The 25,522-nt window shown below is 68.9% G+C and carries 22 protein-coding genes; 14 read left to right on the top strand and 8 right to left on the bottom strand.

Features of this window, described 5'->3' with window-relative positions:
* Positions 1–53: 53 nt before the first annotated feature.
* On the bottom strand, positions 54–1,391 hold the full coding sequence (gene senA / locus OCT48_RS15915) for a selenoneine synthase SenA (protein ID WP_263590108.1): 1,338 nt from the start codon (positions 1,389–1,391) through the stop codon (positions 54–56).
* 26 nt (positions 1,392–1,417) lie between these two features.
* Here senA and senB point away from each other — a divergent pair, with 26 nt between their 5' ends.
* The gene (gene senB / locus OCT48_RS15910) at positions 1,418–2,407 is read left to right on the top strand and encodes a selenoneine biosynthesis selenosugar synthase SenB (RefSeq protein WP_263590107.1); all 990 of its coding nucleotides are present in this window, start codon (positions 1,418–1,420) and stop codon (positions 2,405–2,407) included.
* Between the two features lie 176 nt (positions 2,408–2,583).
* Here the strand turns inward: senB and selD are convergent, their stop codons facing one another.
* Positions 2,584–4,866 carry a selenide, water dikinase SelD gene (gene selD / locus OCT48_RS15905; RefSeq protein WP_263590106.1) on the bottom strand — a complete coding sequence of 761 codons (2,283 nt, stop codon included), beginning with the start codon at positions 4,864–4,866 and terminating at the stop codon, positions 2,584–2,586.
* 126 nt (positions 4,867–4,992) lie between these two features.
* On the opposite strand from selD, the gene egtD reads away from it, so the two are divergent.
* On the top strand, positions 4,993–5,955 hold the full coding sequence (egtD, locus tag OCT48_RS15900) for an L-histidine N(alpha)-methyltransferase (protein WP_263590105.1): 963 nt from the start codon (positions 4,993–4,995) through the stop codon (positions 5,953–5,955).
* Positions 5,956–6,130: 175 nt separating this feature from the next.
* Here egtD and OCT48_RS15895 read toward each other — a convergent pair whose 3' ends face one another.
* Both OCT48_RS15895 and OCT48_RS15890 read right to left on the bottom strand, forming a co-directional pair.
* Positions 6,131–6,802 carry a hypothetical protein gene (locus OCT48_RS15895; RefSeq protein ID WP_263590104.1) on the bottom strand — a complete coding sequence of 224 codons (672 nt, stop codon included), beginning with the start codon at positions 6,800–6,802 and terminating at the stop codon, positions 6,131–6,133.
* Positions 6,803–6,897: 95 nt separating this feature from the next.
* Positions 6,898–7,176, bottom strand: coding sequence for a helix-turn-helix domain-containing protein (locus tag OCT48_RS15890; protein WP_263590103.1), 279 nt, complete (start codon positions 7,174–7,176; stop codon positions 6,898–6,900).
* 285 nt (positions 7,177–7,461) lie between these two features.
* On the opposite strand from OCT48_RS15890, the gene OCT48_RS15885 reads away from it, so the two are divergent.
* From OCT48_RS15885 to lhgO, 4 genes are all read left to right on the top strand, one after another.
* Positions 7,462–8,901 (top strand): APC family permease, encoded by a 1,440-nt coding sequence (locus OCT48_RS15885; protein WP_263590102.1) that lies wholly within the window; start codon positions 7,462–7,464, stop codon positions 8,899–8,901.
* 292 nt (positions 8,902–9,193) lie between these two features.
* Positions 9,194–10,387, top strand: a complete 1,194-nt coding sequence (fdhA, locus tag OCT48_RS15880; protein ID WP_263590101.1) for a formaldehyde dehydrogenase, glutathione-independent — start codon at positions 9,194–9,196, stop codon at positions 10,385–10,387.
* 324 nt (positions 10,388–10,711) lie between these two features.
* The gene (glaH, locus tag OCT48_RS15875) at positions 10,712–11,692 is read left to right on the top strand and encodes a glutarate dioxygenase GlaH (protein WP_263590100.1); all 981 of its coding nucleotides are present in this window, start codon (positions 10,712–10,714) and stop codon (positions 11,690–11,692) included.
* Between the two features lie 87 nt (positions 11,693–11,779).
* Positions 11,780–12,976 carry an L-2-hydroxyglutarate oxidase gene (lhgO, locus tag OCT48_RS15870; protein ID WP_263590099.1) on the top strand — a complete coding sequence of 399 codons (1,197 nt, stop codon included), beginning with the start codon at positions 11,780–11,782 and terminating at the stop codon, positions 12,974–12,976.
* Between the two features lie 121 nt (positions 12,977–13,097).
* On the opposite strand, the gene ybaL is transcribed toward lhgO, so the two are convergent.
* On the bottom strand, positions 13,098–14,819 hold the full coding sequence (gene ybaL / locus OCT48_RS15865) for a YbaL family putative K(+) efflux transporter (RefSeq protein ID WP_263590098.1): 1,722 nt from the start codon (positions 14,817–14,819) through the stop codon (positions 13,098–13,100).
* A gap of 283 nt (positions 14,820–15,102) precedes the next feature.
* Between ybaL and OCT48_RS15860 the strand changes: the two genes are divergently transcribed.
* The 3 genes from OCT48_RS15860 to OCT48_RS15850 are packed head-to-tail and all read left to right on the top strand — an operon-like array spanning position 15,103 to position 18,707.
* Positions 15,103–16,065: a TAXI family TRAP transporter solute-binding subunit gene (locus OCT48_RS15860; RefSeq protein WP_263590097.1), complete on the top strand. Its 963-nt coding sequence runs from the start codon at positions 15,103–15,105 to the stop codon at positions 16,063–16,065.
* Positions 16,066–16,077: 12 nt separating this feature from the next.
* The gene (locus OCT48_RS15855) at positions 16,078–16,656 is read left to right on the top strand and encodes a DUF1850 domain-containing protein (protein ID WP_412031018.1); all 579 of its coding nucleotides are present in this window, start codon (positions 16,078–16,080) and stop codon (positions 16,654–16,656) included.
* A gap of 44 nt (positions 16,657–16,700) precedes the next feature.
* Positions 16,701–18,707, top strand: a complete 2,007-nt coding sequence (locus tag OCT48_RS15850) for a TRAP transporter permease (protein ID WP_263590096.1) — start codon at positions 16,701–16,703, stop codon at positions 18,705–18,707.
* A 72-nt stretch (positions 18,708–18,779) separates the two neighbouring features.
* Here the strand turns inward: OCT48_RS15850 and OCT48_RS15845 are convergent, their stop codons facing one another.
* The gene (locus OCT48_RS15845) at positions 18,780–19,478 is read right to left on the bottom strand and encodes a YbaY family lipoprotein (protein WP_263590095.1); all 699 of its coding nucleotides are present in this window, start codon (positions 19,476–19,478) and stop codon (positions 18,780–18,782) included.
* Positions 19,479–19,765: 287 nt separating this feature from the next.
* On the opposite strand from OCT48_RS15845, the gene purE reads away from it, so the two are divergent.
* The gene (purE, locus tag OCT48_RS15840) at positions 19,766–20,275 is read left to right on the top strand and encodes a 5-(carboxyamino)imidazole ribonucleotide mutase (protein WP_263590094.1); all 510 of its coding nucleotides are present in this window, start codon (positions 19,766–19,768) and stop codon (positions 20,273–20,275) included.
* Positions 20,276–20,300: 25 nt separating this feature from the next.
* Entirely contained in the window at positions 20,301–21,413 is a 1,113-nt protein-coding gene (locus tag OCT48_RS15835; RefSeq protein ID WP_263590093.1) for a 5-(carboxyamino)imidazole ribonucleotide synthase, read from the top strand.
* A gap of 86 nt (positions 21,414–21,499) precedes the next feature.
* On the opposite strand, the gene OCT48_RS15830 is transcribed toward OCT48_RS15835, so the two are convergent.
* Entirely contained in the window at positions 21,500–21,778 is a 279-nt protein-coding gene (locus tag OCT48_RS15830) for a putative sulfate exporter family transporter (protein WP_263590092.1), read from the bottom strand.
* Positions 21,779–21,841: 63 nt separating this feature from the next.
* On the opposite strand from OCT48_RS15830, the gene OCT48_RS15825 reads away from it, so the two are divergent.
* A complete protein-coding gene (locus OCT48_RS15825; RefSeq protein ID WP_263590091.1) occupies positions 21,842–21,964 on the top strand; it encodes a hypothetical protein in 123 nt (40 codons plus the stop codon).
* Here the strand turns inward: OCT48_RS15825 and OCT48_RS15820 are convergent.
* Entirely contained in the window at positions 21,938–22,738 is an 801-nt protein-coding gene (locus tag OCT48_RS15820) for a conjugal transfer protein TraX (protein WP_263590090.1), read from the bottom strand. The genes OCT48_RS15825 and OCT48_RS15820 overlap by 27 nt on opposite strands.
* An 84-nt stretch (positions 22,739–22,822) precedes the next feature.
* Here OCT48_RS15820 and OCT48_RS15815 point away from each other — a divergent pair, with 84 nt between their 5' ends.
* Together OCT48_RS15815 and eat are read left to right on the top strand one after the other, a co-directional pair.
* Positions 22,823–23,782: a LysR family transcriptional regulator gene (locus OCT48_RS15815; protein WP_263590089.1), complete on the top strand. Its 960-nt coding sequence runs from the start codon at positions 22,823–22,825 to the stop codon at positions 23,780–23,782.
* 218 nt (positions 23,783–24,000) lie between these two features.
* Entirely contained in the window at positions 24,001–25,464 is a 1,464-nt protein-coding gene (gene eat / locus OCT48_RS15810; RefSeq protein WP_263590088.1) for an ethanolamine permease, read from the top strand.
* The last annotated feature ends 58 nt before the right edge of the window (positions 25,465–25,522 follow it).

The raw sequence follows: 25,522 nt of genomic DNA, 5'->3' as shown, positions 1-25,522 counted from the left end.
ACCGACATGTTACCCAAACGCCCGGAGCTTTCCGATCCGGTCATGTACCGACCTCAGCGCGCGCAGGTGCGAAAGCCGGCCAGGACATCCTGTCGGTCTGGCGTGAAGAAGTTGCGATAGCCGTTGTGGATCAGCCGCGAGCGGGTGGCCCAGGCCCCGCCGCGCAGCACCCGGCGGCCCTCGGCGAACCAGGGCGCGGAGTAGTCGCGGTAGAGGTCGGGTTCGAAGCCCGGGAAGGGGCCGAAGGGCGAGGCCGTCCACTCCCAGACGTTGCCCAGCATCTGGCGGCAGCCGAAGGCGCTGTCGCCCTCGGGCAGCGCCGCCACGTCGAGGCACCCCAGCTGCCAGCCGTCCAGGTTGGCGAGCCGGCCGTCGGGGGGGGCCTCGCCCCAGGGGTGGCGGCTCTTGCCCGGGGCGAGCGACCGGCCGTCGGGGCCGGGCTCACGGCTGGCGGCGACCTCCCACTCGGCCTCGCTGGGCAGGCGCCGGCCGGCCCAGCGACACCAGGCCTCGGCCTCGTGGAAGCTGACATGCACCACCGGCCGGTGAGGCGCGAGCGGCTGCCAGCGATCGAAGCGGCGTTCCTCCCAGCCGCCGGCGGCGGCCTTGCGCCAGTACAGGGGCGCCTGCAGGTCGCGTCGCTCCCGCCATTCCCGGCCGGCCGGGCTCCACAGCTCGGGTCGGGCATAGCCATCGTCGTCGACGAAGGCGGCGAACTCGGCGTTGGTCACCGGCGCCCGGGCGATGGCGAAGGGGGCGACCTCCACCTCCATAGGCGGCTTCTCGTTGTCGAAGCGGAAGGGCACGGCGTCGTCGGAGCCCAGCCGGTGCCGTCCGCCGGGAACGGCGACATCGCCGGGCAAGGCTCCGGCCGGCGCGTCGAGGGGCGCCTGCCCCGGGGGCGGCGATCCCAGTGCGGGCGGCGGGTCGCCCAGGGTCTGGCGGGTATAGACGAAGGCCTCGCCGTGCATGTCCTCGTGCAGGGTGGTGAGCTGGTAGACATAGCTCTGGGCGGCACTGGCCAGGCCACCGGGCAGGCGTTCGAGCATGGCCCGCTGGACCCGGGCCAGGTAGTCCAGCGTCTCCTCGCGGGAGGGCAGGGGTAGCGCCCAACGCTCGTCGTGGGCGATGCTGCTGGAATCGAACAGCCGGTCGGCGCCGGGGAGCCGGTAGTCGGGCAGGCCATACAGCCCGCGCAGGGCGAAATGGTCATGGAAGTAGCCCAGGTGGCCGAGCTCCCACAGCGGCGGGTTGACGATGGCCAGGCAGGGACCGAGCTCGCGGACCTCGAGAAGATCCCGCATCAGGGCCAGGCTACGGTCACGGGCCTCGGTGAGCATCGCCGCCAGCTCGTCGGCGGCTCGCGGTGGCGTTGGTGGTGTGGCGATCATGCCGACCTCATCAAGGGAGTGGGGATGTGCTGAAGGTGACGCTGGTGACGCCCGCGGGGCGAGGATCGCGGGCCGGCAACCGGGCCACGGCGACCCGCTGGGCGCGACGCCTGCGCGAGCTGGGCTGCCGTGTGCGCCTGGCGGCGCCGGAGGATGCCCCGGCCACCTGGTGCTTCGGGGGCCAGCCGCCGGACCTGCTGTTCGCCCTGCATGCCTGGCGCAGCCATGCGGCCATTCGGGCCTGTCGCGAGACCTTCGCCTGCCCGGTGATCGTGGTGCTGACCGGGACCGACGTCTACCGCTTCCAGCATAGCCACCCCGAGGTGTTCCTCGACAGTCTCGCGTCCGCGGATGTCCTGGTCGGCCTTCACGACTGCCTGGAGGAGGACCTGCCGACGCGCTTCCATCCGCGCCTGCACGTCGTGCACCAGTCGGCGCTGCCGCTGCCGTCACGGGCCCCGGGGCCCAATGAGCGCACCTTCGACGTGCTGGTGGCCGGCCACCTGCGCGAGGAGAAGGATTCGCTGCGCACGGCCCTGGCCCTGCGCGACCTGCCGCCGACCTCGCGGCTGCGGGTCGTGCAGCTCGGCGGCGCCTGCAGCGACGACTGGACCCGGGCGGCGCGCGACGAGATGGCCCGCAACCCGCGCTTCCGCTGGCTCGGCGACCGGCCTCGCTGGCGGGTACGTCAGTGGATGGCCCGCTCGCGGCTGATGGTGATCAGCTCGCGCATGGAGGGGGGCGCCAACGTGGTCAGCGAGGCCTGCGTGGCCGGTCTGCCGGTCGTGGCCTCCCGCATTCCCGGCAATCGCGGCCTGCTGGGCGAGGACTATCCCGGCTACTTCCCGGTGGCCGACACCCGGGCCCTGCGCGAATGCCTGCTGCGCGCCGAGCGGGAGCCGGCGTTCCTCGAGACCCTGCGCCGTCATGTCGACGCCCGGGCGCCGCTGTTCCGCGTCGAGGCCGAGCGGGAGGCCTTGGCCGGCGTGCTTGCCGCCTGCGGCCTCGCCCCCTAGAGCGTATTTCCAAACTTCCGGTGGTAATGGGCGCCGGGGACAAGACGAAGCGAGGGTCCTTTGCCAGGGATGGCAAAGGTAGCGTCCAAGGAGGGATTCATAGCGCCCTCGCGAAGGCTTGTCGCCGGAAAGACTCTCTTCTTACCAAGTCGGGTTTTGAAAAGAGTTCATAGTCTTCACTCCCTCAGCGCGATGGGTTCCAGCGCCTCGCCGGCGTCGAGGACGCGGCCGATGATCGCGGCCTGGGGGTAGCCCCGGGCATGCAGCGCGGCGAGGCAGGTCTCGACGCGTTCCGCCGGCACGCTGGCCAGCAGGCCGCCGGCGGTCTGGGGGTCGAACAGCAGCGGGTAGCGCGGGTGCCCGACCCAGGATGCCTGGTCGCGAATGGCCCGGCGCAGGCGCACGTTGGCCGGCTGCAGCGAGCTCAGGATGCCGGCGGCGACGGTCTCCTCGGCGCCCTCGAGGATCGGCAGGGCCGCCAGGTCGAGCTCGGCATCGACGTCCGAGGGGCGCGTCATCTCCACCAGGTGGCCGAGCAGGCCGAAGCCGGTGAGGTCGGTACAGGCGGTGGCCCCATGCTCGCGCAGGCAGGTCGCGGCCTCGCGGTTCGAGAGGCACATGCTCTCCAGCGCGGCATCGATCCAGCGCCCCCGGGCCCCCAGCCGGGCATGGGCGGCGAACAGGGTGCCCGTGCCGATGGGCTTGGTGAGCACCAGCAACTGGCCGGGGCGCAGGCCGCCCTTGGTCAAGGCATTGTTGCCTTCGGCATCGATCAGGCCGTTGACGGCGAACCCCAGGGCCAGCTCGCGGCCCTCGCCGGTATGGCCGCCGACCAGCGCGCAGCCGGCCGCGTTGAGCACCTCGACGGCGCCGGCCATCATCTGGAAGACGGTATCCTCGACCTTGGCCTCCAGGCCCTGGGGCACCGTGGCGACGGCCGTGGCGGTCTGGGCCTCGGCGCCCATGGCGAAGATGTCGCCCAGGGCGTGGTTGGCGGCCACCTTGCCGAACACATAGGGGTCGTCGATGAAGGCGCGGAAGAAGTCCACGGTATGCACCATGGCCTTGCCCGGCGGCACTTCCACCACGGCGGCATCGTCCGGGGCGTGCAGGCCGACCACGACCTCCTCGCGCGCCACCGGTTGCAGGGTCGCGAGGGCGCGGGACAGGGTCGTGGCGCCGACCTTGGCGCCGCAGCCACCGCAACGCATGGCGATGGCCGAGATGGCCTGGGCGTTTTCCTCCTCGTCGAGGGCCACCCGGCTCGGCGCGGGCGCCTGCCGGTCGCCTTCCGCCATGGGCGGCAGGTCGTTGAAGCGGGCCATGAAGCGCCGGTCGATCCAGTCCTTCCAGCGCCAGACCCAGTCGCCGACCAGGCAGAGCCCGCCACGCGAGGCCACGGCATGCCGATCGCCGGTGCTGATCAGCGCCAGCCACCGAGCCTGGGGGGGATAGGGCCGGAGCGGCCGCCCGGTCACGGCCGCGCGCAGGTTATCGGCCAGCGGGCGGCCCTGGCGCACGGCGAAGACCCCGGCCTTCTCGCGGGGATGGTTGACCTGGTGGGCGATATCGCCGGCGGCGAAGATACGCGGGTCGCTCAGCGACTGCAGGGTGTCGCCGACCTTGATGAAGCCGTCGTCGTCGAGGTCGAGCCGGGTGTCGCGCAGCCAGGCGGCACCGCTGGCGTTGGTCACCCAGACGATCTCGTCGGCGTCATGCCAGGTGCCGTCGGCGCCCTGCAGCCGGCCGGTGTCGACGGCGGTGATGTCGGTGCCGGTATGCACGGCGACGCCCCGGGCACGGAGCCGCTTCTGGAAGTGGGCGCGGACGCGGGCATTGTGCGTCGGCAGGAGCTGCTCGCCACGGGTGAAGAGGGCGAAGACCAGCTCGTCCGGATCGCGGCCCCGTTCGGCGAGCTCGCCGCGCAGGCGATGCTGCATGGCCAGCAGCAGCTCGACGCCGCCGGCACCGCCGCCGACCACGGCGATGCGCGTGATGCCGGGGTGGTGGGTCACGCGCTCGAGCAGCGTCTGCCAGCGGTCGTTGAAGCGATGGATGGGCTTGACCGGCACGGCGTGCTCCCCGGCCCCCGTGACCGTGTCCACTCGCGGCGTCGAGCCGATGTTGATCGATAGCCGGTCGTAGGGCACCGGGGGCCGCGTGCGGCAGAGGACGCGCTGCCCCTCATGGTCGATGCCGATCGCCTCGTCGCGCAGGAAGCGCGCCCCGGCGTACTCCGCCAGTCGGCGCAGGTCGATATGCACCTCGTCATAGGCGTAGTGACCGGCGATGTAGCCCGGCAGCATGCCGGAGTAGGGGGTATGGGAATCTCGACAGATCAAGGTCAGCCGCACCCCGGGTTCGGGCCGCATGGCGAAACGCTTGAGCACGCCGACGTGGCTGTGGCCGCCGCCGACCAGCACGATATCGCGTAACACCGGTTGCTGCGGTTGCTGCATGGCCTGGCTCACTCTAGATTGAGGTGACGATCGCCTTGTCGGTCCAGTCTAAAGCCATTCCGGCCATGGGGCGCGATCCTGGTGCTCGATGTCGTGCCGGTCGCCCGTCGCCAGCGAGGGTCTTCGATGTCCACTGCCGTGCGTTTCCATGACCAGCATGTCGACGAGACGGGGCCTTCGTTTCGCGACGAGGTGATCGCCGGGCTGGGCCTCGAGCGCAAGCGCCTCTCGCCCAAGCATTTCTATGACGAGCGCGGTTCCCGGCTCTTCGAGGCCATCTGCCGTCAACCCGAGTACTACCTGACCCGCACCGAGGAGGGCATCCTGGCCTCGGCCGCCGAAGAGATCGCCGCCATCGTCGGGCCGGAGTCGCTGCTGGTCGAGCTGGGCAGCGGGGCCAGTCGCAAGGTCAGGCTGCTGCTGGAGGCGGTACGGCCGCGACGCTACCTGGGCGTCGATATCTCGCGCGACTTCCTGCTCGAGAGCACCCGCCACCTGGCGGCGGACTACCCCTGGCTCGAGGTGCATGCCGCCTGGGCCGACTTCTCGCGTCGTCTGCGCTTGCCGAGCGGCATCGCGGGGCGGCGCGTGGTGGCCTTCTTCCCCGGTTCGAGCATCGGCAATTTCGCGCCGCCCGAGGCCGAAGCCTTTCTCTCCGGCCTGCGCCGGGCGTTGCCGGCGGGCAGCGGGGTGCTGATCGGGGTCGACCTGATCAAGGATCGGCACACCCTCGAGGCGGCCTACAACGATGCCGCCGGGATCACGGCGGCGTTCAACCTGAACCTGCTGGAGCGGATGCGTCGGGAGCTCGGGGCCGAGGTCGACCCGGCCGCCTTCCGCCACCTGGCGTACTACCACGAGGCCGCGTCACGCATCGAGATGCATCTGGTCAGTCGGCAGGCCCAGCTGGTGCGGGTGGCCGGGCGGCAGTTCCCCTTCGCCGCCGGCGAGACCCTGCATACCGAGAATTCCTGCAAGTACAGCGTGACGGGCTTCCAGGCGCTGGCGCGGAGAGCCGGCTATCGGCCGACGGCGCTGTGGACCGATCGCCGGGCGCTGTTCAGCATCCATTACCTGGCGCTGGCCTGAGCCCGACGCGCCGGCCGTCACCCTGACATGCCGGGGCTCCCCTGGTGCACGGTGCCAGCGTGTCGCGGGCCCGACGCGTATCGGGGCGGGCTGTCGATCAGAGGCACGAACGGCCAGCGGTCGCTGGCCGTTCGGTTCTGTCGGTCGGCGTCGGGAGGCCGTCCGTCGCCGCGGTCTACTGCGAGGTGGCGGAGCGCATCATGTCCTCGAAGGTCATGGCATCCTCGGGCAGTTCGAAGACCTCGGCATCCGGTGCGCTATCGGAGAGACGGGTGATGCGGAAGCGCTCGCCGAAGCGCAGCATGCCGAGGCCGCGTTCCTCGAGGGTGGTGGCGATGGGGTCGGGCTCGCCGGTCATGGACTGCTGGTAGGCGTGGAAGGAGGTCATCAGTTCCCGGACCTGGGGGTTCTCGCTGAGCACCATCTTGTCGTCATGGGCACTGCCGGCCTTGTCGGTCCACTGCAGGCGGTAGACCTCGCCCTCGAGGCCGGCGATGGTCTCCGTCTCGCCGGTGGCTTCCAGGGCCTCGACGGTGCTGGCCTGCTGGCTGGCGATGCCGGCGCTGGCCTGGTCGCTGCCCATGCCCTCCGCCATCTCGCGGAGCCTGGCCATGTCCATGACCATCGTCTGGCCCTGCATCTGGCTGACCATGTAGCCCTTGCCGTCCTTGAGCAGCATGAAGCCCGCCTGGGCCTGCTGGGGGAAGTCCATGCGCAGGTCGTCGCCTGCCCAGTTGACCTCCATGGTGGCGCTGCCCTGGTCGGAGCGGGTCTCCAGAGTGGCCTGCCCATCGGCGAGGACGGGCAGCGAGGCGGCCAGCAGCAGGCCGGTCACGAGGTATCGCATGTGGGGATCTCCCTATGTCTCGAATCCATGAAGGCCGGCAGTCGCATGGGTGCCGGCCTTATAGCCTGACCCGTTCGGACGGGGCGGCCGAGGGCTCAGGGTGGGGTGAGCTGGGGGTCGATGGTCCGGCGCAGCGTCTGGAGCTCGTCGAGGGTGAGTTGCTCGAGACGACCGGAGAGGAGGTCGCTGATCTTCTGCATCGGGATGCCGGCGCGGCGGGCGATGTCGCGGTTGCCCAGATCCGATACGGCGATCAACCGGGTAATGATGCGCATGAGGCGAGTGCGTTGTTCCAGATCCCTGACATCGAGGTCAGGGCACCTTCGCGGAGGGTCGAGAAATTCCGCGGCGGTCGAGGGGCTTGCCGTGCTCATGATGCTCCAAGGGACAGAATCGACGAATACAGCATGCAGCCTTTTTGCCGGTTTCGCCAGTGTCGTGACGGGGGGGATGGGTCGGTGGTGGGGCCGGGGCGCCGCAAGGCGCTGCGTGACGGGCCTTGTCTATCAGGATAGGGTGATGAATGCGACCAAAGTGGAGGTTGGCTACCCGGAAAGTCGACTTGTAGGGGCGAGGGACCTGGGTTACTTTTTGTCGACACTTTTAATAAAAGTATTAATTTATATAAAAAATCAAACTCACTGATGAGGGGGAGTGGCATGAACGAGACGTCGTCCACGGAGACGCACCTGACGCGGGTGCTGGCCCGCAAGGATGTGCTGGCCCTGGCCTTCGGCGCCATGATCGGCTGGGGGTGGATCGTGCTGACCGGCAGCTGGATCCAGTCCGCCGGCAGCCTCGGCGCCATCACCGCCTTTCTGCTCGGCGGGGTGGTGATCGTGCTGGTGGGACTGACCTATGCCGAGCTGGCCTCGGCGATGCCCCAGGTCGGCGGCGAGCACGTCTACAGCTATCGCGCCATGGGGCATTTCGCCTCCTTCCTGTGCACCTGGGCCATCACCCTGGGCTATGTCAGCGTGGTGGCCTTCGAGGCCGTGGCGCTGCCCACCGTGGTGGAGCATCTCTTCCCGGACTATGCGGTCGGCCAGCTCTGGACCATCGCCGGCTGGGACGTGAAGGCCACCTGGGTGGCGGTCGGGGTGGCCGGCTCCGTGGTGATGATGGCGATCAACTATCTCGGCGTGCGCACCGCCGCCCTGGTGCAGAAGGTGGTCACCCTGCTGATCCTGGCGGTGGGCATCATGTTCATCAGCGGGGCGTTGTTCGAGGGCAGCACCACCACCATGGACCCGCTGTTCAACGTCGAGGAGGGCGTGATCGGCGGCATCATGACGGTGATCATCATGGTGCCCTTCATGTTCGTGGGCTTCGACGTCATTCCCCAGGCCGCCGAGGAGATCAACCTGCCGTTCAAGGAGATCGGCCGGGTGCTGATGATCTCGGTGATCCTGGCGGTATTCTGGTATGCCTTCATTATCCTCGGTACCGCCCTGATGCTCGACCCCGCGGCCCTGGCCGAGAGTTCCCTGGCGGTGCCGGATGCCATGCAGGCGGCCTTCCAGGCGCCCTGGGCCGGCAACCTGATGATCCTGGCCGGCATCGCGGGCATCATCACCAGCTGGAATGCCTTCTACATCGGTGGCTCCCGGGCCATCTACGCGCTGGCGCATTCCGGCATGCTGCCGGCCTTCCTCGCCAGGTTGCATCCCCGGCACCGCACGCCCACCAACGCCATCCTGCTGATGGGCCTGCTCTCCAGCATCGCGCCCTTCTTCGGTCGGCCGGCGCTGGTCTGGCTGGTGGTCGCCGGTGGCCTGGGCATCGTCATCGCCTACCTCTTCGTGTCGCTGTCCTTCGTGATGCTGCGCCGGCGTGAGCCGGACCTGGCGCGTCCCTTCCGGGTGCGTCGCGGCAAGACCGTGGGCGCGCTGTCGGTGATCCTGTCGCTGGCACTGGTCGGCATGTACCTGCCCGGCAGCCCCTCGGCGCTCTCCACCATCGAGTGGGCCATGTTCGCCGGCTGGATGCTGCTCGGCCTGGCGCTCTACGGCTGGTCGCGGGCCCGCTATGGCGTGGCCTACAGCGACACCATGATGCAGCGCGAGCTGGCCGGCGCCGAGTCCGGCGCGGGACGCTGAGCGTCGCTATCGGCTCTGCCAGCTCCGAGCCCCGGCCCGTCAGGGCCGGGGCTGTTGCCGGAGTGCCGCCCCCGCCAGCATCGGGCGCTCGGGTTCATGACATTACGTCATCAACAGCCCGGAAGAAAAATCGATATGTCTCGCTGATTGACCCGCTCAGATTCGACCATTGCCTACAATAAATAATTGGCGCAATGACATCCTTGGCGATCGGCAATGTCACCCGGCCAAGCCTCCTGGGGCTTCCGGAGTCGTACGCCTCGATGTCCCGGCCAGACAACAGGAGGCAATCATGAGCACAGCCAACCGCGGCGTCGTCTACAAGGGCCCGGGAGAGGTCGCCGTCGAATCCATCGCCTATCCGGAACTCGCCCTCGGCAACCGCAAGTGCCAGCACGGCGTGATCCTCAAGGTGGTCACCACCAACATCTGTGGCAGCGACCAGCACATGGTGCGTGGCCGCACCACCGCGCCCCCCGGCCTGGTGCTGGGTCACGAGATCACCGGCGTGGTCATCGAAGCCGGCCGCGACGTCGAATTCATCCGCCCGGGCGACCTGGTCTCGGTGCCGTTCAACATCGCCTGCGGCCGCTGCCGCAACTGCAAGGCCGGCCAGACCGGCATCTGCCTCAACGTCAACCCGGCGCGTCCCGGCGCCGCCTACGGCTACGTCGACATGGGCGGCTGGGTCGGTGGCCAGACCGAGTACGTCATGGTCCCCTATGCCGACTTCAACCTGCTGAAGTTCCCGGATGCCGACCAGGCGATGGAGAAGATCAAGGACCTGACCCTGCTGTCCGATATCTTCCCCACCGGCTTCCACGGCTGCGTGACCGCCGGCGTCGGCCCGGGCTCCACCGTCTACATCGCCGGCGCCGGCCCGGTGGGCCTGGCCGCCGCGGTCTCCGCCCAGCTGCTGGGCGCCGCCTGCGTGATCGTCGGCGACATGATCGAGGAGCGCCTGGCCCAGGCCCGCAGCTTCGGCTGCGAGACCCTCGACCTGACCCAGGACGGCGACATGGCCGACAAGATCGAGGCGATCCTCGGCGAGCGCGAGGTCGATGCCTTCGTCGACTGCGTCGGCTTCGAGGCCCACGCCTGCGGCCACAACCACGGCAAGGAGGCGCCGGCCACCGTGTTGAACTCGGCCATGTCGCTGACCCGCGCCGGCGGCCAGATCGGCATCCCGGGGCTGTACGTGACCGAGGACCCGGGCGCGGCCGACGAGGCGGCCAAGCACGGTGCGCTGAGCATGCGCTTCGGCCTCGGCTGGGCCAAGTCGCATTCCTTGCATACCGGTCAATGCCCGGTGATGCAGTACCATCGGCCGCTGATGCAGGCGATCCTGTTCGACAAGGTCAAGATCGCCGATGCGGTCAACGTCCAGATGATCACCCTGGACGAGGCGCCGCAGGGCTATGCCGACTTCGATGGCGGCGCGGCCAAGAAATTCGTCATGGACCCCCACGGCAGCGTGGCGGCTTGATTGAGCCTTGAATCGAACGGCCTCGCTCAGTAATGAGCGAGGCCGTGTTCATTCTGTTGATCTCGATCAGCCTCTATCGCTCGCTGCTCCGGGAGCCGGTGGCGACGGCGGTGCCGGTGCCTCGGCAGCATCTCTCAGAGACGGGGCCCGGCCACAGGCTCTGAGCCATTGGCGAGAACACTCTCACGCCAACCAACGAGGCCCGGCCAATGCCGGGCCTCGTTTCGTTGGCTCCCGCCTGTTGGGTTACGCCATTGTGTTGATGTTTTTTAAAAATATAGATATTTTATGAGGGATCGATGCTCGAGACCATGGAGACCCCCGATGACCGCGCTGACTCGCCTTCCCGACACCGCCATGCCGCTGCCCGCCGACCTCCAGGGCTTCACCCTGGCGCCGTCCCCCCAGTCCCCGCGGCTGCTGCAGCTGACCGTCTCCCGTGAAGTGGTCGAGGCCTTCCTGGCCGCTGTGGTCGACTGGCCCGTCCAGGCCCTGGAGTACAAGTCCATGCTGCGCTTCCGGGTGGCCAGGATCCTCGACGACCTGTGCGGCAATACCCTGCAGCCGGTGCTGATCAACACCCTGGTGGATCGGCAGACGGGGGGCCTGCAGGTCACGCCCGAGGGCCTCGATGACGTCGAGCAGGCCGACGAGATGGTCAAGTTCGCCACCGCCGTGGCCCACCTCATGGGGCGTTCCAACTTCGACGCCATGAGCGGCCAGTACTATGCGCGCTTCGTGGTCAAGAACGTCGACGCGTCGGACAGCTACCTGCGCCAGCCGCATCGGGTGATGGAACTGCACAACGACGGCACCTTCGTCGAGCAGAACACCGACTACGTGCTGATGATGAAGATCGACGAGCAGCACATGCAGGGCGGCGACTCGCTGCTGTTGCACCTGGACGACTGGGAGGACCTGGCGCGTTTCCACCGCCATCCGCTGGCGCGTCGCGAGATGCGCTGGACCGCGCCGCCCAGCAAGAACGTCGCGCGGGATGTCTTCCACCCGGTGTTCGATGTCGACGCCGAGGGGCGGCCGATCATGTCCTACATCGATCAGTTCGTGCAGCCTCGGGACTTCGAGGAGGGCAACTGGCTGTGCGATCTCTCCGAGTCCCTGGAGGGGAGCCCGGCGATCCTCTCGGTGCCCAACCCGGTGGGCAGCTTCCTGTTGATCAACAACCACTTCTGGCTGCATGGCCGGGATCGCTTCACGCCGCACCCGGACCTGCGCCGGGAGCTGATGCGCCAGCGTGGCTACTTCACCCACGCCAGGACGCTGCGCGAAGCGCGTCGGCTGTGAGGCGCAACGCCCCGACCGATGGGTTACCCTGACGAAGCCACGCCGTCACCACCGGCGTGGCCGTCGCATCAGAACAACGAGGACGGCATGTACGATTTCATCATCATCGGCGGCGGCATCCTGGGCATGTCCACCGCCATGCAGCTCAAGCACGCCTACCCGGATCGCCGCATGCTGGTGGTGGAGAAGGAGGCAGGCGCGGCTCGCCACCAGACTGGTCACAACAGTGGCGTGATCCATGCCGGCGTCTACTACACGCCGGGCAGCCTCAAGGCCCGCTTCTGCCTGGCCGGCAACCGCGCCATCCGGGAGTTCTGCGACGCCCACGACATCGCCTACGACATCTGCGGCAAGCTGCTGGTGGCCACCAATGACCTGGAGATGCAGCGCATGAAGGCGCTGTGGGAGCGCACCGCCGCCAACGGCCTGGAGCGGGAATGGCTGGAAGCCGAGGCGCTCGCCGAGCGAGAACCCAATATCACGGGCATCGGCGGCATCTTCGTGCCCTCCAGCGGCATCGTCGACTTTGCCGCCGTGACCCGGGCCATGGCCGCCGAGTTCGAGCGGATGGGCGGCGAGATCCGCTACGGGACCGAGGTCACCGCCCTGGAGGAGCGTCGCCGGGAGGTGGTGGTGACCACCGGTGCCGGCGAGTTCACCGGTCGTTACCTGGTGACCTGCTCGGGACTGATGGCCGACCGGGTAGTGCGCATGCTGGGCCAGGATCCCGGCTTCACCATCTGCCCGTTCCGCGGCGAGTACTACCGGCTGCCCGAGCGGCACAACGATATCGTCAACCACCTGATCTACCCGATCCCGGATCCCGCCATGCCGTTCCTCGGCGTGCACCTGACGCGGATGATCGACGGCTCCGTCACCGTCGGCCCCAATGCCGTGCTGGCCTTCAAGCGCGAGGGCTATCGCAAGCGCGACGTCTCGCCCCGCGACCTGGCGCAGATGCTCACCGACCCCGGCATCCTCAGGGTGCTGGGTCGCAACCTGCGCCCCGGCCTCGCCGAGATGAAGAACTCGCTGCACAAGCGGGGCTATCTGGAGCTGGTGCGCAAGTACTGCCCGAGCCTGAGCCTCGACGACCTGGGCGACTATCCCGCCGGGGTCCGCGCCCAGGCGGTCTCCCGCGACGGCAGGCTGGTGGACGACTTCCTGTTCGTGAACACCCCGCGCACGGTGAACGTGGGCAACGCCCCGTCGCCGGCGGCCACCTCGGCGATCCCCATCGGGGCGCATATCGTCGAGAAGGTGAAAGAGCAGGTCGAGGACTGAGGTTTCTCGCCGCCGGCGGCCTTTTCGCGTCAAGTAGCGGCATGCGTGCCGCCAGGGGAGCCGCTTCCGGCGGTGGTGACATGGCCGGCGAGGCACCCCGGGACGGGCAGGGGGCGCGAGGTCACATTCGAGGCGAATCCCGGGGGGCGCCCGGTGGCGCAACGCGCTTCAGGACATGGTTGGCCATCCCCTTCGCCAGCTCATCCTCGCCGCAGAAGATACAATCGATGGCTTCCCTGGCCAGCAGCCTGGCGTCGTCCTCGCTCTGGGCGCGCACCGCCACTTCGATGTCGGGATTCAGCGTTCTCGCCGTCCCGGTCATCTGATGCACGTCGAGGGTATCGGAAATGGCGACGACCAGCATGGCAGCACGGGCGATGTGCGCCTGTATCAGCACGGCGGGCTCGGCGGCGTTTCCCGAGACGGCCGCGATATCCTGCTGGCGCAGCGATTCCACCAGTTCCCGGTTCTGTTCGACCACGACGAACGGGATACCCTGTCTGCCAAGCGCGTCACCGATCTGTCGTCCGACGCGACCATAACCGACCAGGACCACTTGTCCCTCGAGGTAGCGCTCTTCGGTCGACAGGGGGAGCTCGGCGAAGGGGTCCTGGCGTTGATCCAGTTGACGGGCCAGGCGGGAATTTTCCAGCACCTTGTTACGCAGCGGCTCGATCAGGCCGAAAATCATGGGATTGAGCGCGATCGAAATCAAGGCGCCGGCCAGGATCAGGCTCTGTCCTTCGGCGGTTAGCAGGCCCAGTGACATGCCGAGACCGGCCAGGATGAAGGAAAATTCCCCGATCTGGGCGAGGCTCGCGGCCACGGTGAAGGCCGTGCTGAGTGGATAGTGAAAGGCGATGACCAGCAAGGCGGCGGCGACGGACTTGCCGACGATGATGATGGCCACGACGCCGATCACGCGAAGCGGGCTGTCGATCAGCACGCCAGGCTCGAACAGCATGCCCACGGAGACGAAGAACAGCACCGCGAAGGCGTCACGCAGCGGCAGGGATTCTTCCGCCGCCCGGTGGCTGAACGTCGATTCCCGCATGACCATGCCGGCGAAGAAGGCGCCGAGCGCGAAGGACACGCCAAAGAGTTCGGCGGCACCGAACGCGATGGTGATCGCCGCCGCAATGACGGCGAGCGTGAACAGCTCCCGGGAGCCTGTCCGGGCCACCAGCCACAGTACCCAGGGCATGACGCGGCGTCCCACGACCAGCATCAAGGCCACGAAGGCGCCGACCTGCAGGAACGTCAGGCCCAGGGCCCGCCAGAGGGGAGACTGGAGGGAACCGTCTGTCTCGGTACCGCCGAGCATCCCGGCCAAGGGGGGGAGCAGCACCAGCACCACCACCATGGCCAGGTCTTCCACGACCAGCCAGCCGACCGCGATGTGGCCATTCATCGACGCGAGGATCCCGCGGGCTTCCAGCGCCTTGAACAGCACCACCGTGCTGGCCACCGACAGCGAGAGGCCGAACACCAGGCTACTACCGAGCCCCCAGCCCCAGGCCCCCGCGAGGGCCATGCCCAGGAGCGTCGCCACCGTCATCTGGGCAATGGCGCCAGGCAGCGCCACATGCTTGACCGAGAGCAGATTATCCAGGGAGAAGCGCAGGCCCACGCCGAACATCAGCAGCATGATGCCCAGCTCGGCCAGCTGACTCGCGGTGCCCATGTCGGCCACGTAGCCCGGCGTGGCCGGCCCGATGGCGATGCCCGCCACGAGATAACCCAGCAGAGCGGGAAGCTTCAATTTTTCGGCGAGGATGCCGAGCACCAGGGCGAGACCCAAGCCTGCGGCCAACGTCGTGATGAGTGTCGTGTCGTGCGGCATGGCCCCTGCGTCGCTGTGATAGCCGTTGGTTGGGCGTCAATTCAGATCATGTCCTCGAAGGTCCAGGCTGGACCCAGTATATGTCCAATCCTTCGGTGGAGACTCGCTCCCGCGGCTCGCCGCACGAGCCGGGATGGTTCGGGTTTTGCCGAAAGTATTAGGGAACGTAGAAATATTACCTGGCCCCGACGTCAGGGGGCTGCTAGCGTCTTTCCTGGCGGTGAGCGAAAGCCTCGCCTACAACAAGGACAACGTTATATCGATTCGCGACGGAGGATCCTTCATGCGAGCACTCAAGTATGCCCTGGCGGCCTCGCTGCTGGTGGCGGCCCCCGCGGCCCTGGCCCAGCAGCAGCTATCCATCGCCACCGGCGGCACCGGCGGCACCTACTACCCCTATGGCGGTGGCCTGGCCGAGCTGATCAACGAGCATGTCGAGGGCTACGACGCCGTGGCCGAGGTCACCGGCGCCTCGGTGGAGAACATGGGGCTGGTCTGGCGCGGCGACTCCGACCTGGCGCTGGCCCTGGCCGATACCGTCTACCAGGCCTACAACGGCACCGGCGACTTCGAGGGCCGCCAGCTGGAGAACATCCGGGCCCTGGCGTCGATCTACCCCAACGCCGTGCAGATCGTCACCCTGGCGGATTCCGGGATCGAGTCGCTGTCCGACCTCGAGGGCAAGACGGTCTCGGTGGGGGCGCCGGGCAGCGGCACCGAGCTCAATGCCCGGGCGGTGCTCGAGTCCAACGGCATCACCTATGACGACATCGATGCGCGCCGCCTCAACTTCAACGAGACCGCCGATGCCATCCGCGACGGCGATATCGACGCCGGCTTCTGGAGCGTCGGGCCGCCCACCAGCTCGATCCTCAACCTGGCCACCACCCGCGATATCCGCCTGATCGGCCTGACCGACGAGGAAGTGGCCAACGCCAAGGGTGAGGAGCCGGTGTTCGCCGCCTACCAGCTCAAGGCCGGGCTCTACGAGGGCATGGAGGACGCGGTGCAGACCATCGGCGTGCCCAACGTGCTGGCGGTGAGCAGCGAGATGGACGAGGAGCTGGCCTACCAGATCACCAAGACGCTGTTCGAGCAGACCGACCAGCTGATCGCCATCCACCCGGCGGCCAACGACACCACCGTCGAGTTCAGCGTCGAGTCCACGCCCGTCGCCTTCCATCCCGGCGCGCTGCGCTACTACGAGGAGGTGGGCGCCGAGATCGCCGATCATCAGCGTCCCTGAGGGGGCGTCGACGTGGCGCTGATCATCAAGGGGCGGGCCGTCTGGCCCGCCCCCTTGCTGTGGCTGATACTGGGGCTAGCCTCGCCGGCCCTGGCCGACGCCGGGTGCCCGGCCTACGAACTGTGGGTCCGCGATGCCCAGGGCCAGGCCCTGGTACGGCTGCCGATGCCGGAAGGGGCCGGCTGGTGCCTGGCCTGGAACCACTCCGTGGAGGGCTTTCCCGTCCACGACTGCTATCGCAATCGGGGCGGGCACATGGTGCTCGAGCGCAGCCACCTGCCGGACTTCGCCGCCGGCCTGGATCACATTCCGGGGCGTGGTCGCCAAGTCTCCGATGGGGAAGGGGGCTACTGGATCGAGGAGATCGACGAGCCGGTGCCCGGCGATCGCTACCGCCTGCGGGTGGGCGCCAGGCGCGTCGATCATCGCCTGGTGCGCCACGGCGAGCCGAGCCTTGCCACCCTGCTGGCCCGGGCGGCGGACCACGGCTGCGGGCCGCGTCGCCCCGGCGACGACCCGGTGGTGATCAGCCTCAGCGAGCGGGCCGCCCACCAGCGCGTGACCCTCTCCCTGGAGCCCACCCTTCCCTGACGCGGTCCGCCACGGGCGGGCCCCAACCAAGCGAGTGAGACGCTATGAGCGATTCGGGCACCTCTCCCGTCATTCCCGGCAGCCAGGCCCCCCATTCCCGGCGGGTGCTGTGGCTGATCAGCCTGGTGGCCGTGGCGCTGTCGCTGTTCCAGCTGTATTCCGCCGGTATCCAGCCCCTGGGCCTGTTCTACCAGCGCAGCATTCACCTGGCGCTGATCATGATGCTGGCCTTCCTGATGTTTCCGGTCTTTGGCCCTCGGCACCCACGGGGCCTGATCGGCGGGGCGATCGACCTGGTGTTCTTCGCCGGCGCGGTGATCACCGGCGGCTACCTGGTGCTGTTCCTCGACGAGATCATCAACCGCGCGGGTTTCTGGAGCCAGACCGACATCGTGATCGGCTGCATCGCCACCGTCACCGTGCTCGAGGCGAGCCGGCGGGCGGTGGGGCTCGGCATGACGATCATCGGCATCCTGGCCATCCTCTACGCCTTCTCCGGGCCCCGGGGCGAGCTGCCCTGGCTCGGCGAGTTCCTGCCGGGGATCCTCGAGCACCGCGGCTACAACCTGGATCGCCTGGTGGGGCAGCTCTACCTGGGGCAGGAGGGCATCTTCGGTCTGCCCATGGGCGTGGCGGCCACCTATATCTTCATCTTCGTGCTGTTCGGCGCCTTCCTGGAGATTACCGGCGCCGGCAAGTTCTTCATCGACCTGGCCTATGCCGCCACCGGCCGGCAACGCGGCGGGCCGGCCAAGGCCGCGGTCATCGCCTCGGCCGGCATGGGCTCGATCTCCGGCAGCGCCATCGCCAACGTGGTGACCACCGGGGCCTTCACCATCCCGCTGATGAAGCGCCTGGGCTACAAGCCTCACCAGGCGGGGGGGATCGAGGCGGCCGCGTCCACCGGTGGCCAGATCATGCCGCCGCTGATGGGGGCCGGCGCCTTCCTGATCGCCGAGTACACCCGCATGCCCTACCTCGACGTGGTCAAGGTCAGCGTCCTGCCGGCGATCATGTACTTCTCCACCGTCTACCTGTTCGTGCACATCATCGCGCTCAAGCAGGGCATGCAGGGCATGGCCCGGAGCGAGCTGCCGCAGATGCGCGACGTCATGGGCGCCGGCTGGCACTTCCTGCTGCCGCTGGCGGTGCTGGTATGGCTGCTGGTGATGAACATGTCGCCGATGCGGGTGGGCTACTACGCCATCCTCACCATGCTGGCGGTGGCGGCGGCTCGCTTCGCGGTGTGGTTCTTCTTCGTCGCCCCGAAGCGCGGCGAGCCGGTCACCGGGCCGGCCCTGGCACTGGCGGTGCGCAACGGTGGACTCAAGGTCATCGAGGGCCTCGAGCTCGGGGCACGCAATGCCGTGGCGGTGTCGATGGCCTGTGCCGTGGCGGGGATCATCGTCGGGGTGGTGGGCCTGACCGGCCTGGGCCTCAAGTTCTCGGCGATGATGATGGCCTTCTCCGGCGGCAACCTGCTGCTGGCGCTGGTGATGGTGCTGCTGGCCAGCCTGGTGCTGGGCATGGGGCTGCCGGTTACCGCCAGCTACATCGTGCTGATCGTGCTGGTGGGCCCGGCGCTGACCGCGGAGTTCGGCGTGCCGCTGCTGATCGCCCACCTGGTGGTGTTCTGGTACTCCCAGGACTCCAACGTCACCCCGCCCATCGCGCTGGCCGGCTTCGCCGGGGCGGCCATCGCAGGGGCCAAGCCCATGGACACCGGCTTCCAGGCCTGGAAGTTCGCCAAGGGGCTCTACCTGATCCCGTTGTTCATGGTCTATAACCCGGAGATCATCATGGGCGGGCCGCTGCCGCTGCTGGTCTGGAGCGCGCTGACCGCCTTCCTCGCCCTGGGCGCCTTCGCTGCCGCCCTGGAGGGCTATCTGTTCACGCGGATGTCGGTGCCGGTGCGGCTGGTGCTGCTGCCGGCCATCGTCGCCGTCTTCTATCCGAGCCTCATCGCCGAGGCGGCAGGCGCCGCGGTGATGGCGCTGGCCATCGCCGGCAACTGGGTGGCCAGCCGGCGGCAGGCGCTGGCCGCCGGCTAGCCTCGCCGGCCATCCACGCACCAGGCCCCGCCCGGACGAGCCGGGCGGGGCCTGGTGCATTGGGGAGGAGGGTTACTGGGTCGCGGTGGTCGTGTCGCCCTCGCTCGGTGTGGTGGGCTCCTGCATCTCGGTGGCCTGCTCGTCGATCGCCTCCATGCTCTCGCCGGAGGCCTCGCTGGAGGCCGCGCCGGTCTCGTCATCGGACTGGAGCACGTCCTGCTGGGCCTCCTGCAGGCTCTCGTCGCCGGAGGGCCCGCTGGTCACCGGTTCCAGCACCAGGGTGATGGGCCCCTGCTCGGCGTCGGGGCCGACCTCGACCTTGTGGCGTTCCTTGGTGGTCCAGCGCAGGTTGCCGTCGCCATCGCGCAGCGTCGCCTGCAGGACATGGGCGTGGTGGGCGGTCACGGCCGAGGCGTCGTAGTCGAGGGCGAACTCGACGGGCTCGCCGTCCTCGGGAGTCACCGTGGTCTCGGTGATCACGGTGGCGGGGGCATCCGCCAGGGCCACGTCCTGCAGCCTCACCGTCACCTCGGCCTCCTCCGGCAGCGGGGTCTCGGTGGCGGCGAATTCCAGCATGCCCTGCAGGGTCCGGCTGGCCTGCTGTTCGGCGTCCTGGGACTGCTCGGCCTGGCTGGTGGTCTCTTCCTGGGGCTGATCGGCCTGGCTGGTGGTCGCGTCCTGGGCGGCCTGCTCGGTGTCCTCACCGTTGTCGCAGCCGGCCAGGGCCAGGGTGCCCGTGAGGGCGGCAGCAATGAAAAGATGGCGCTTCATGGTCGTTCTCCTTCGGCACGGTGTCCTTGTGGACGATATCCATGTGGATAGGGTAGGTCGCGTTCCCATTGACCGCTTGTCCATGACCCTAGCAAGCCAATGCGCAGGAAGGTTGAAACCTGCTGTCGCCCGTCCGCGACGCTTCCCGGTGACGACGCCCCCGTGCCGCCCGGCGTCGGGGAGAGGTAGGCGCCGTGCGGCTCTGCTAGAATATCGGCCTTCCAAATTGTCACCCGCCCGCGGCATCGACCGCGGCGGCGTCATTGCCCGTTCTCGAGGAGCCCTGGATGCCTGCATCGAACGAGTCGCCACGCGTCGGCGTGATCATGGGGTCGAAGTCCGACTGGCCGGTCATGGAGCATGCCGTCGACATGCTCGAGCGCCTGGGGGTGCCCTACGAGACCCGCGTGGTCTCGGCCCATCGCACCCCGGACCTGCTGTTCGACTATGCCAAGTCCGCCGCCGAGCGCGGCCTCTCGGTGATCATCGCCGGGGCCGGCGGGGCCGCCCATCTGCCCGGCATGGTGGCCTCCCAGACGGCCCTGCCGGTGCTCGGCGTGCCGGTGGAGTCCAAGGCCCTCAAGGGCCTGGATTCGTTGCTCTCCATCGTGCAGATGCCCGGCGGCATCGCCGTGGGCACCCTGGCCATCGGCAAGGCCGGCGCCACCAACGCCGGGCTGATGGCGGCCCAGATCGTCGGGCTGCAGGACGACGGCGTGCGTGCCGCCGTGGAGGCGTTCCGCGCCGAGCAGACCCGGACGGTGCTGGACAATCCCGATCCGCGGCCCAATCCCTGATCGAGAGACGAGTGAGGACACCAAGATGAAAATCGGCGTATTGGGGGCCGGCCAGCTCGGCCGGATGCTGGCCCTGGCGGGCTATCCGCTGGCCAACCGCTTCACCTTCCTCGACACCACCGGCCATCCCAGCGCCGGGATCGGCGAGGTGATGATCGACACCGACCAGCGCCACCTCGAGGAGTTCCTCGAGCGCGTCGACCTGGTCACCTACGAGTTCGAGCACCTGCCGGTGTCGCTGGTCCAGGCCATCGAGGAGCACAAGCCCGTGCATCCCTCCAGCGAGGCGATCCGGATCTGCCAGAACCGCGCCGAGGAGAAGGCGCTGTTCGATCGCCTGGGCATCCCCACCCCGGCCTATCGCCTGGTGGAGAGTGCCGAGGCGCTGGAGGCCGCGGCCCGGGAACTGGGCACGCCGGTGGTCGCCAAGTCGGTGACCGAGGGCTATGACGGCAAGGGCCAGGCGGTGCTCAAGGATCCGGCCGAGGCCGCCGACGCCTGGCATGCCATCAACCATCCGCGGCTGATCGTCGAGGCCTTCGTCGACTTCGTGCGCGAGGTGTCGATCATTGCCGTGCGCGGCCGCGACGGCGAGGTGGCCTTCTACCCGATGGCCGAGAACGTCCACGTCGATGGCATCCTGCGCTACTCGGTGGCGCCCTTGCCCGACCTCGACGCGGCCATCCAGCAGACCGCCGACGGCTATATCCGCGCGTTGCTCGACGAGCTCGACTACGTGGGGGTGCTGACCCTGGAGCTCTTCCAGACCCGCGACGGCGGCCTGATGGCCAACGAGATGGCGCCCCGGGTCCACAACTCCGGGCACTGGACCATGGACGGTGCGGTGACCAGCCAGTTCGAGAATCACCTGCGGGCCATCCAGGGCCTGCCGCTGGGCGACACCGCCGCACGGCTGCCGACCTGCATGGTCAACGTCATCGGCCGCGAGGGTGAGACGGCGGCGCTGCTCGGGATCGAGGACGCCCACCTGCACCGCTACGACAAGAGCGAGCGCCCCGGCCGCAAGCTGGCCCACGTCAACCTGGTGGCGCCGACCCATGACGCCCTGCTGGAGAAGGTCCGGGCCTGCGCGGCCCTGCTGCCGGAGGCCCCGGCGCCGCGCTTCAGCTTCGAGTGACGCCCCTCCCGGCGACACGAAGGCCGCGCCCATCGGGCGCGGCCTATTGCGTCGTGGAGCCTTCCTCGCCCCTCACTCCTCACGCTTTACCCTGCATCTCCTACCCCATCAGCAGCCGGCTCGCCAGCCCGCCCCCGGTGAGCAGCAGCGCGAACAGCGTCAGCGCCAGGATGAAGGGGCACAGGCCCAGCGAACTCGCCGGCGGCCACGACCTGGGCGACCTCGTGGACGGTGGCGCCGATATAGATGCCGTAGAGGCCTTCCTCCATGCCCAGCAGCGGGTAGAGCAGGGGATAGACCAGCACCGCGGCGGCGCCGCAGATGGCGCTGCCGGCGCTGGTCAGCAGGGTGGTCTCCCGGTCCATGCCCAGCACCCGGCGGTCGACCTGCGGCTGCGCCTGCGCAACACCTTCGAGGTGATCACCGACGTGCTGCGCCGCACCTTCTCGCTGGTCTGGCAGCCGGAGCGCTACCGCAGCCCGCTGTGGCAGGCCTTCAAGGTGTTCCTCGTCGAGGCCCGGGCCTCAGGCGAACCCGCCGGCGAGCCATAGCCACAGGGCGATGGCCGCGAAGTGCCCGGGGTACCAGCCGAGCCACAACCGTCGCGGCATCTGGAAGGGTACGGCCGGGGCCAGGCGGTGCGCGCCGGCGGCGAGTAGCAGGATCGCCAGGCAGGTGGCGACGGTGAACGACTTGGCCATGTCGGAGCTGTTCATCAGGCCGGCCACCATCAGTACCGGCAGGGCCATGGCGGTGGCGGCGAGACGCGCGCCGAGGCCGTCACCGGCGCCGTGGAGGGCCTGCATGGCGACCATGTAGAGCGGGATCATCAGCAGGCCCAGGTGGCCGTACTCGACCCAGGGCCCGGCCGCGGCCCAGACGGCGACGGCGAGGCCGGCCTCGGCGGCCAGCCGGGGGCCACCGAGGGCGCCGCGCGCGAGGCGTCCCCTCAGGGCCTGCAGCCAGGTGCCGCCGGTCAGCCCCAGGGAGAGGGTGAAGCAGATGTTGAGGATCAGGCCGTCCGCCGCGCGGGGCATCAGCATGTAGGGCAACTGGGCGACCAGGCCGATCACCAGGATGCGTCGCGCGTAGCCTAGCGGGTTGCGGGTGTTGAAGAGCCCGTGCCAGGCGACCATGGCGGCGAACAGCGGAAAGGCGATCCGCCCCAGGGAGGCGTCCGCCCAGCCCAGGCCCCAGCGCTCCGGGGCCACGTAGCGTGCCAGGTGGTCGATGGTCATGGTGACCAGGGCCAACCACTGGCCCCAGCCGGTCCAGGTCGAGGCGGGTCGGGGAGGCGCCAGGGGCGCGCTTGCGGCTTCCGTCATCTTGCCCTCCGGTGGGTGACGATTGACGGCGATTGACAGGTCCGGCCGCGCGGAGTTCCCTGAGGGCTGGCCAGGGGAGGGGTGATGATGCGAGGCGGGTTCGGGTTCGATCTGCGCAGTCTGGAAATCTTCGTCGAGACCCTCGAGCGGGGCAGCCAGACGGCCGCGGCCGAGCACCTGGGTCTCAAGCAGTCGTCGGTGTCGCAGAGCCTGGCCAACCTGGAGGAAGCCCTGGGCGTGATCCTGCTGGACCGGCACTCCCGGCCCCTGGAGGCGACCGGGGCCGGGCGCTTCTTCCATGACCGGGCCAAGCGCTTGCTCGAGGAGGCCCGCGCCACCCGCCGCGAGCTTCAGGGCGGCGCCTTCGGCCAGCTGCACCAGGTGCGCATGGCGCTGGTGGACTCCCTGGCCACCGCCGTCGGCCAGCCCCTGCTCGAGGTGATCCGTCGCCATACCGCCGACTACACCCTGACCACCGGGCTCTCGCACATGCACGGCCATGCGCTGCTGACGCGGCACGTGGACATCATCATCTCCGACGACCGGCTGGAGAACTACGACGGCCTGGAGCGCCATGCGATCCTCGGCGAGCCCTTCGTGCTGGTGCTGCCCGGCGACTGGCAGGGTCCGGTGGACAACCTGCGCTGGCTGTCTCGGCAGCTGGACTTCGTGCGCTATACCCCCCACTCGCTGATCGGCCAGACCATCGAGCGTCACCTGCGACTCAACCAACTGGAGCTGCCGGCCCGCCTGCACCTGGACAACACCTACGCGGTGCTGAGCCTGGTCGCCGGCGGTGCCGGCTGGACCATCACCACCCCCCTGTGCCTCTACCAGGCCGGCCTGGATCGCCTCCACGTCCAGGCCGTGCCCCTGCCCACCGCGCCCCTGCGCCGGGACCTGACCCTGGTGGCGCGTCGCGACGAGCTGGGCGGCCTGCCGGGCCAGCTGGCCCGGGACAGCCGGCGGCTGCTCGAGCGGTGTTTCCGCGGCGAGTTGCAGCGCCACCTGCCCTGGGTGGTGTCCCACCTCGACGGTCTCTGAGCCCTGGTCGCCTGCCCCATCGTGGGGCCGAATCGCCCAGTGATGCGCCTCGGGCGGGCAGTATCGATTTTTCCTATAGTCGCGGTGTCGGCCGGACCGATGCTGTTTGCGGCCTTGTTCAGGGGGGCGCCACACTGGCCCAGGCTCCTGGCAATTCCCGGTCGTGGGACCCGCTCCCACCCACCCACCCAGACAATGACAAGCACAAGGGGTATTCGATGAGCTCTTCCCACCCCACCACCTCGGTGGACTACGAATCGGTCGACGAGGCCTACCTCGACAAGCGCAAGCTGAAGAAGGGCGCGGCGGGCTGGATCCTGCTGGCCAGTCTCGGCGTCTCCTACGTGATCTCCGGCGACTATGCCGGCTGGAACTTCGGCCTCGCCGCCGGCGGCTTCGGCGGCATGCTGGTGGCCACCGTGCTGATGGCGATCATGTACACCGCCATGGTGCTGTCGATCGCCGAACTCTCCTCGTCCCTGCCCACCGCCGGCGGCGGCTACAGCTTCGCGCGTCGCGCCCTGGGCCCCTGGGGCGGGTACGTCACCGGCACGGCGATCCTACTGGAATACGCCATCGCGCCGGCGGCCATCGCCATCTTCATCGGCGGCTACGTCAACGAACTGATCGGCCTCAACGGGCCCCTGGTCTATGCCGCCTTCTATGCGCTGTTCGTCGGCATCCACCTGTGGGGCGCCGGCGAGGCATTGAAGATCATGATGGGCATCACGGCACTCGCGGTGGTGGCCATCCTGGTCTTCGTGGTCGGCATGCTGCCGCACTTTCGCGTCGACAACCTCTTCGATATCGCGCCCAGCGCCGGCGTCGCGGGGGCCTCGGCCTTCCTGCCCGAGGGCTTCATGGGCATCTGGGGGGCGCTGCCCTTCGCCATCTGGCTGTTCCTGGCCGTGGAGGGCGTGCCCCTGGCGGCCGAGGAGGCCGGCGATCCGGGCCGCGACATGCCGCGGGGCATCATCACCGCCATGCTGGTGCTGCTGGTGTTCGCCGCCTGCGTGCTGCTGCTGGCCCCCGGCGGGGCCGGGGCGGCGGCCATGAGCGAGCATGCCGCGCCGCTGGTCGGCGCCCTCCAGGCGGTCTACGGCCGCGATTCCTGGGCGGCCGGCTTCGTCAACCTGGTCGGCCTGGCCGGGCTGATCGCCTCCTTCTTCTCGATCATCTACGGCTACTCCCGCCAGACCTTCGCGCTGTCCCGGGCCGGCTACCTGCCGCGCTGGCTGTCGGTCACCGGCGAGCGCAAGGTGCCCTACCTGGCACTCATCGTGCCCGGCGCCATCGGCTTCCTGCTGTCGCTGACCGGCAAGGGCGACCTGATGATCACCATGGCCGTGTTCGGCGCCACCATCTCCTACGCCATGATGACGCTGTCGCACCTCCTGCTGCGCCGCCGCGAGCCGGACCTGGCGCGCCCCTACCGCACCCCGGGCGGGATGCTGACCTCGGGCGTGGCCTTCGTCCTGGCGATCGTCGCCTTTCTCTCGACCTTCGTGGTCAGCGTCGAGGCGGCGCTCTGGTCGGCGGTGTTCTACGCCATCATGCTCGCCTACTTCGGCGTCTACAGCCGCCACCACCTGGTGGCCCAGGCACCGGAGGAGGAATTCGCGGCCATCGCCCTGGCCGAGCAGGAGCTGTCGGACGAAGAACCGGCCCCGGGCACGGTCTAACTCACACCACCCGACACGCCGGGCCCGGCACGGGCTCGGCAGAGAATCCAACAACAAC

Source organism: Halomonas sp. M4R1S46 (assembly GCF_025725685.1).
Classification (GTDB): domain Bacteria; phylum Pseudomonadota; class Gammaproteobacteria; order Pseudomonadales; family Halomonadaceae; genus Halomonas.
This window is presented reverse-complemented; position numbering and strand designations above follow the sequence as displayed.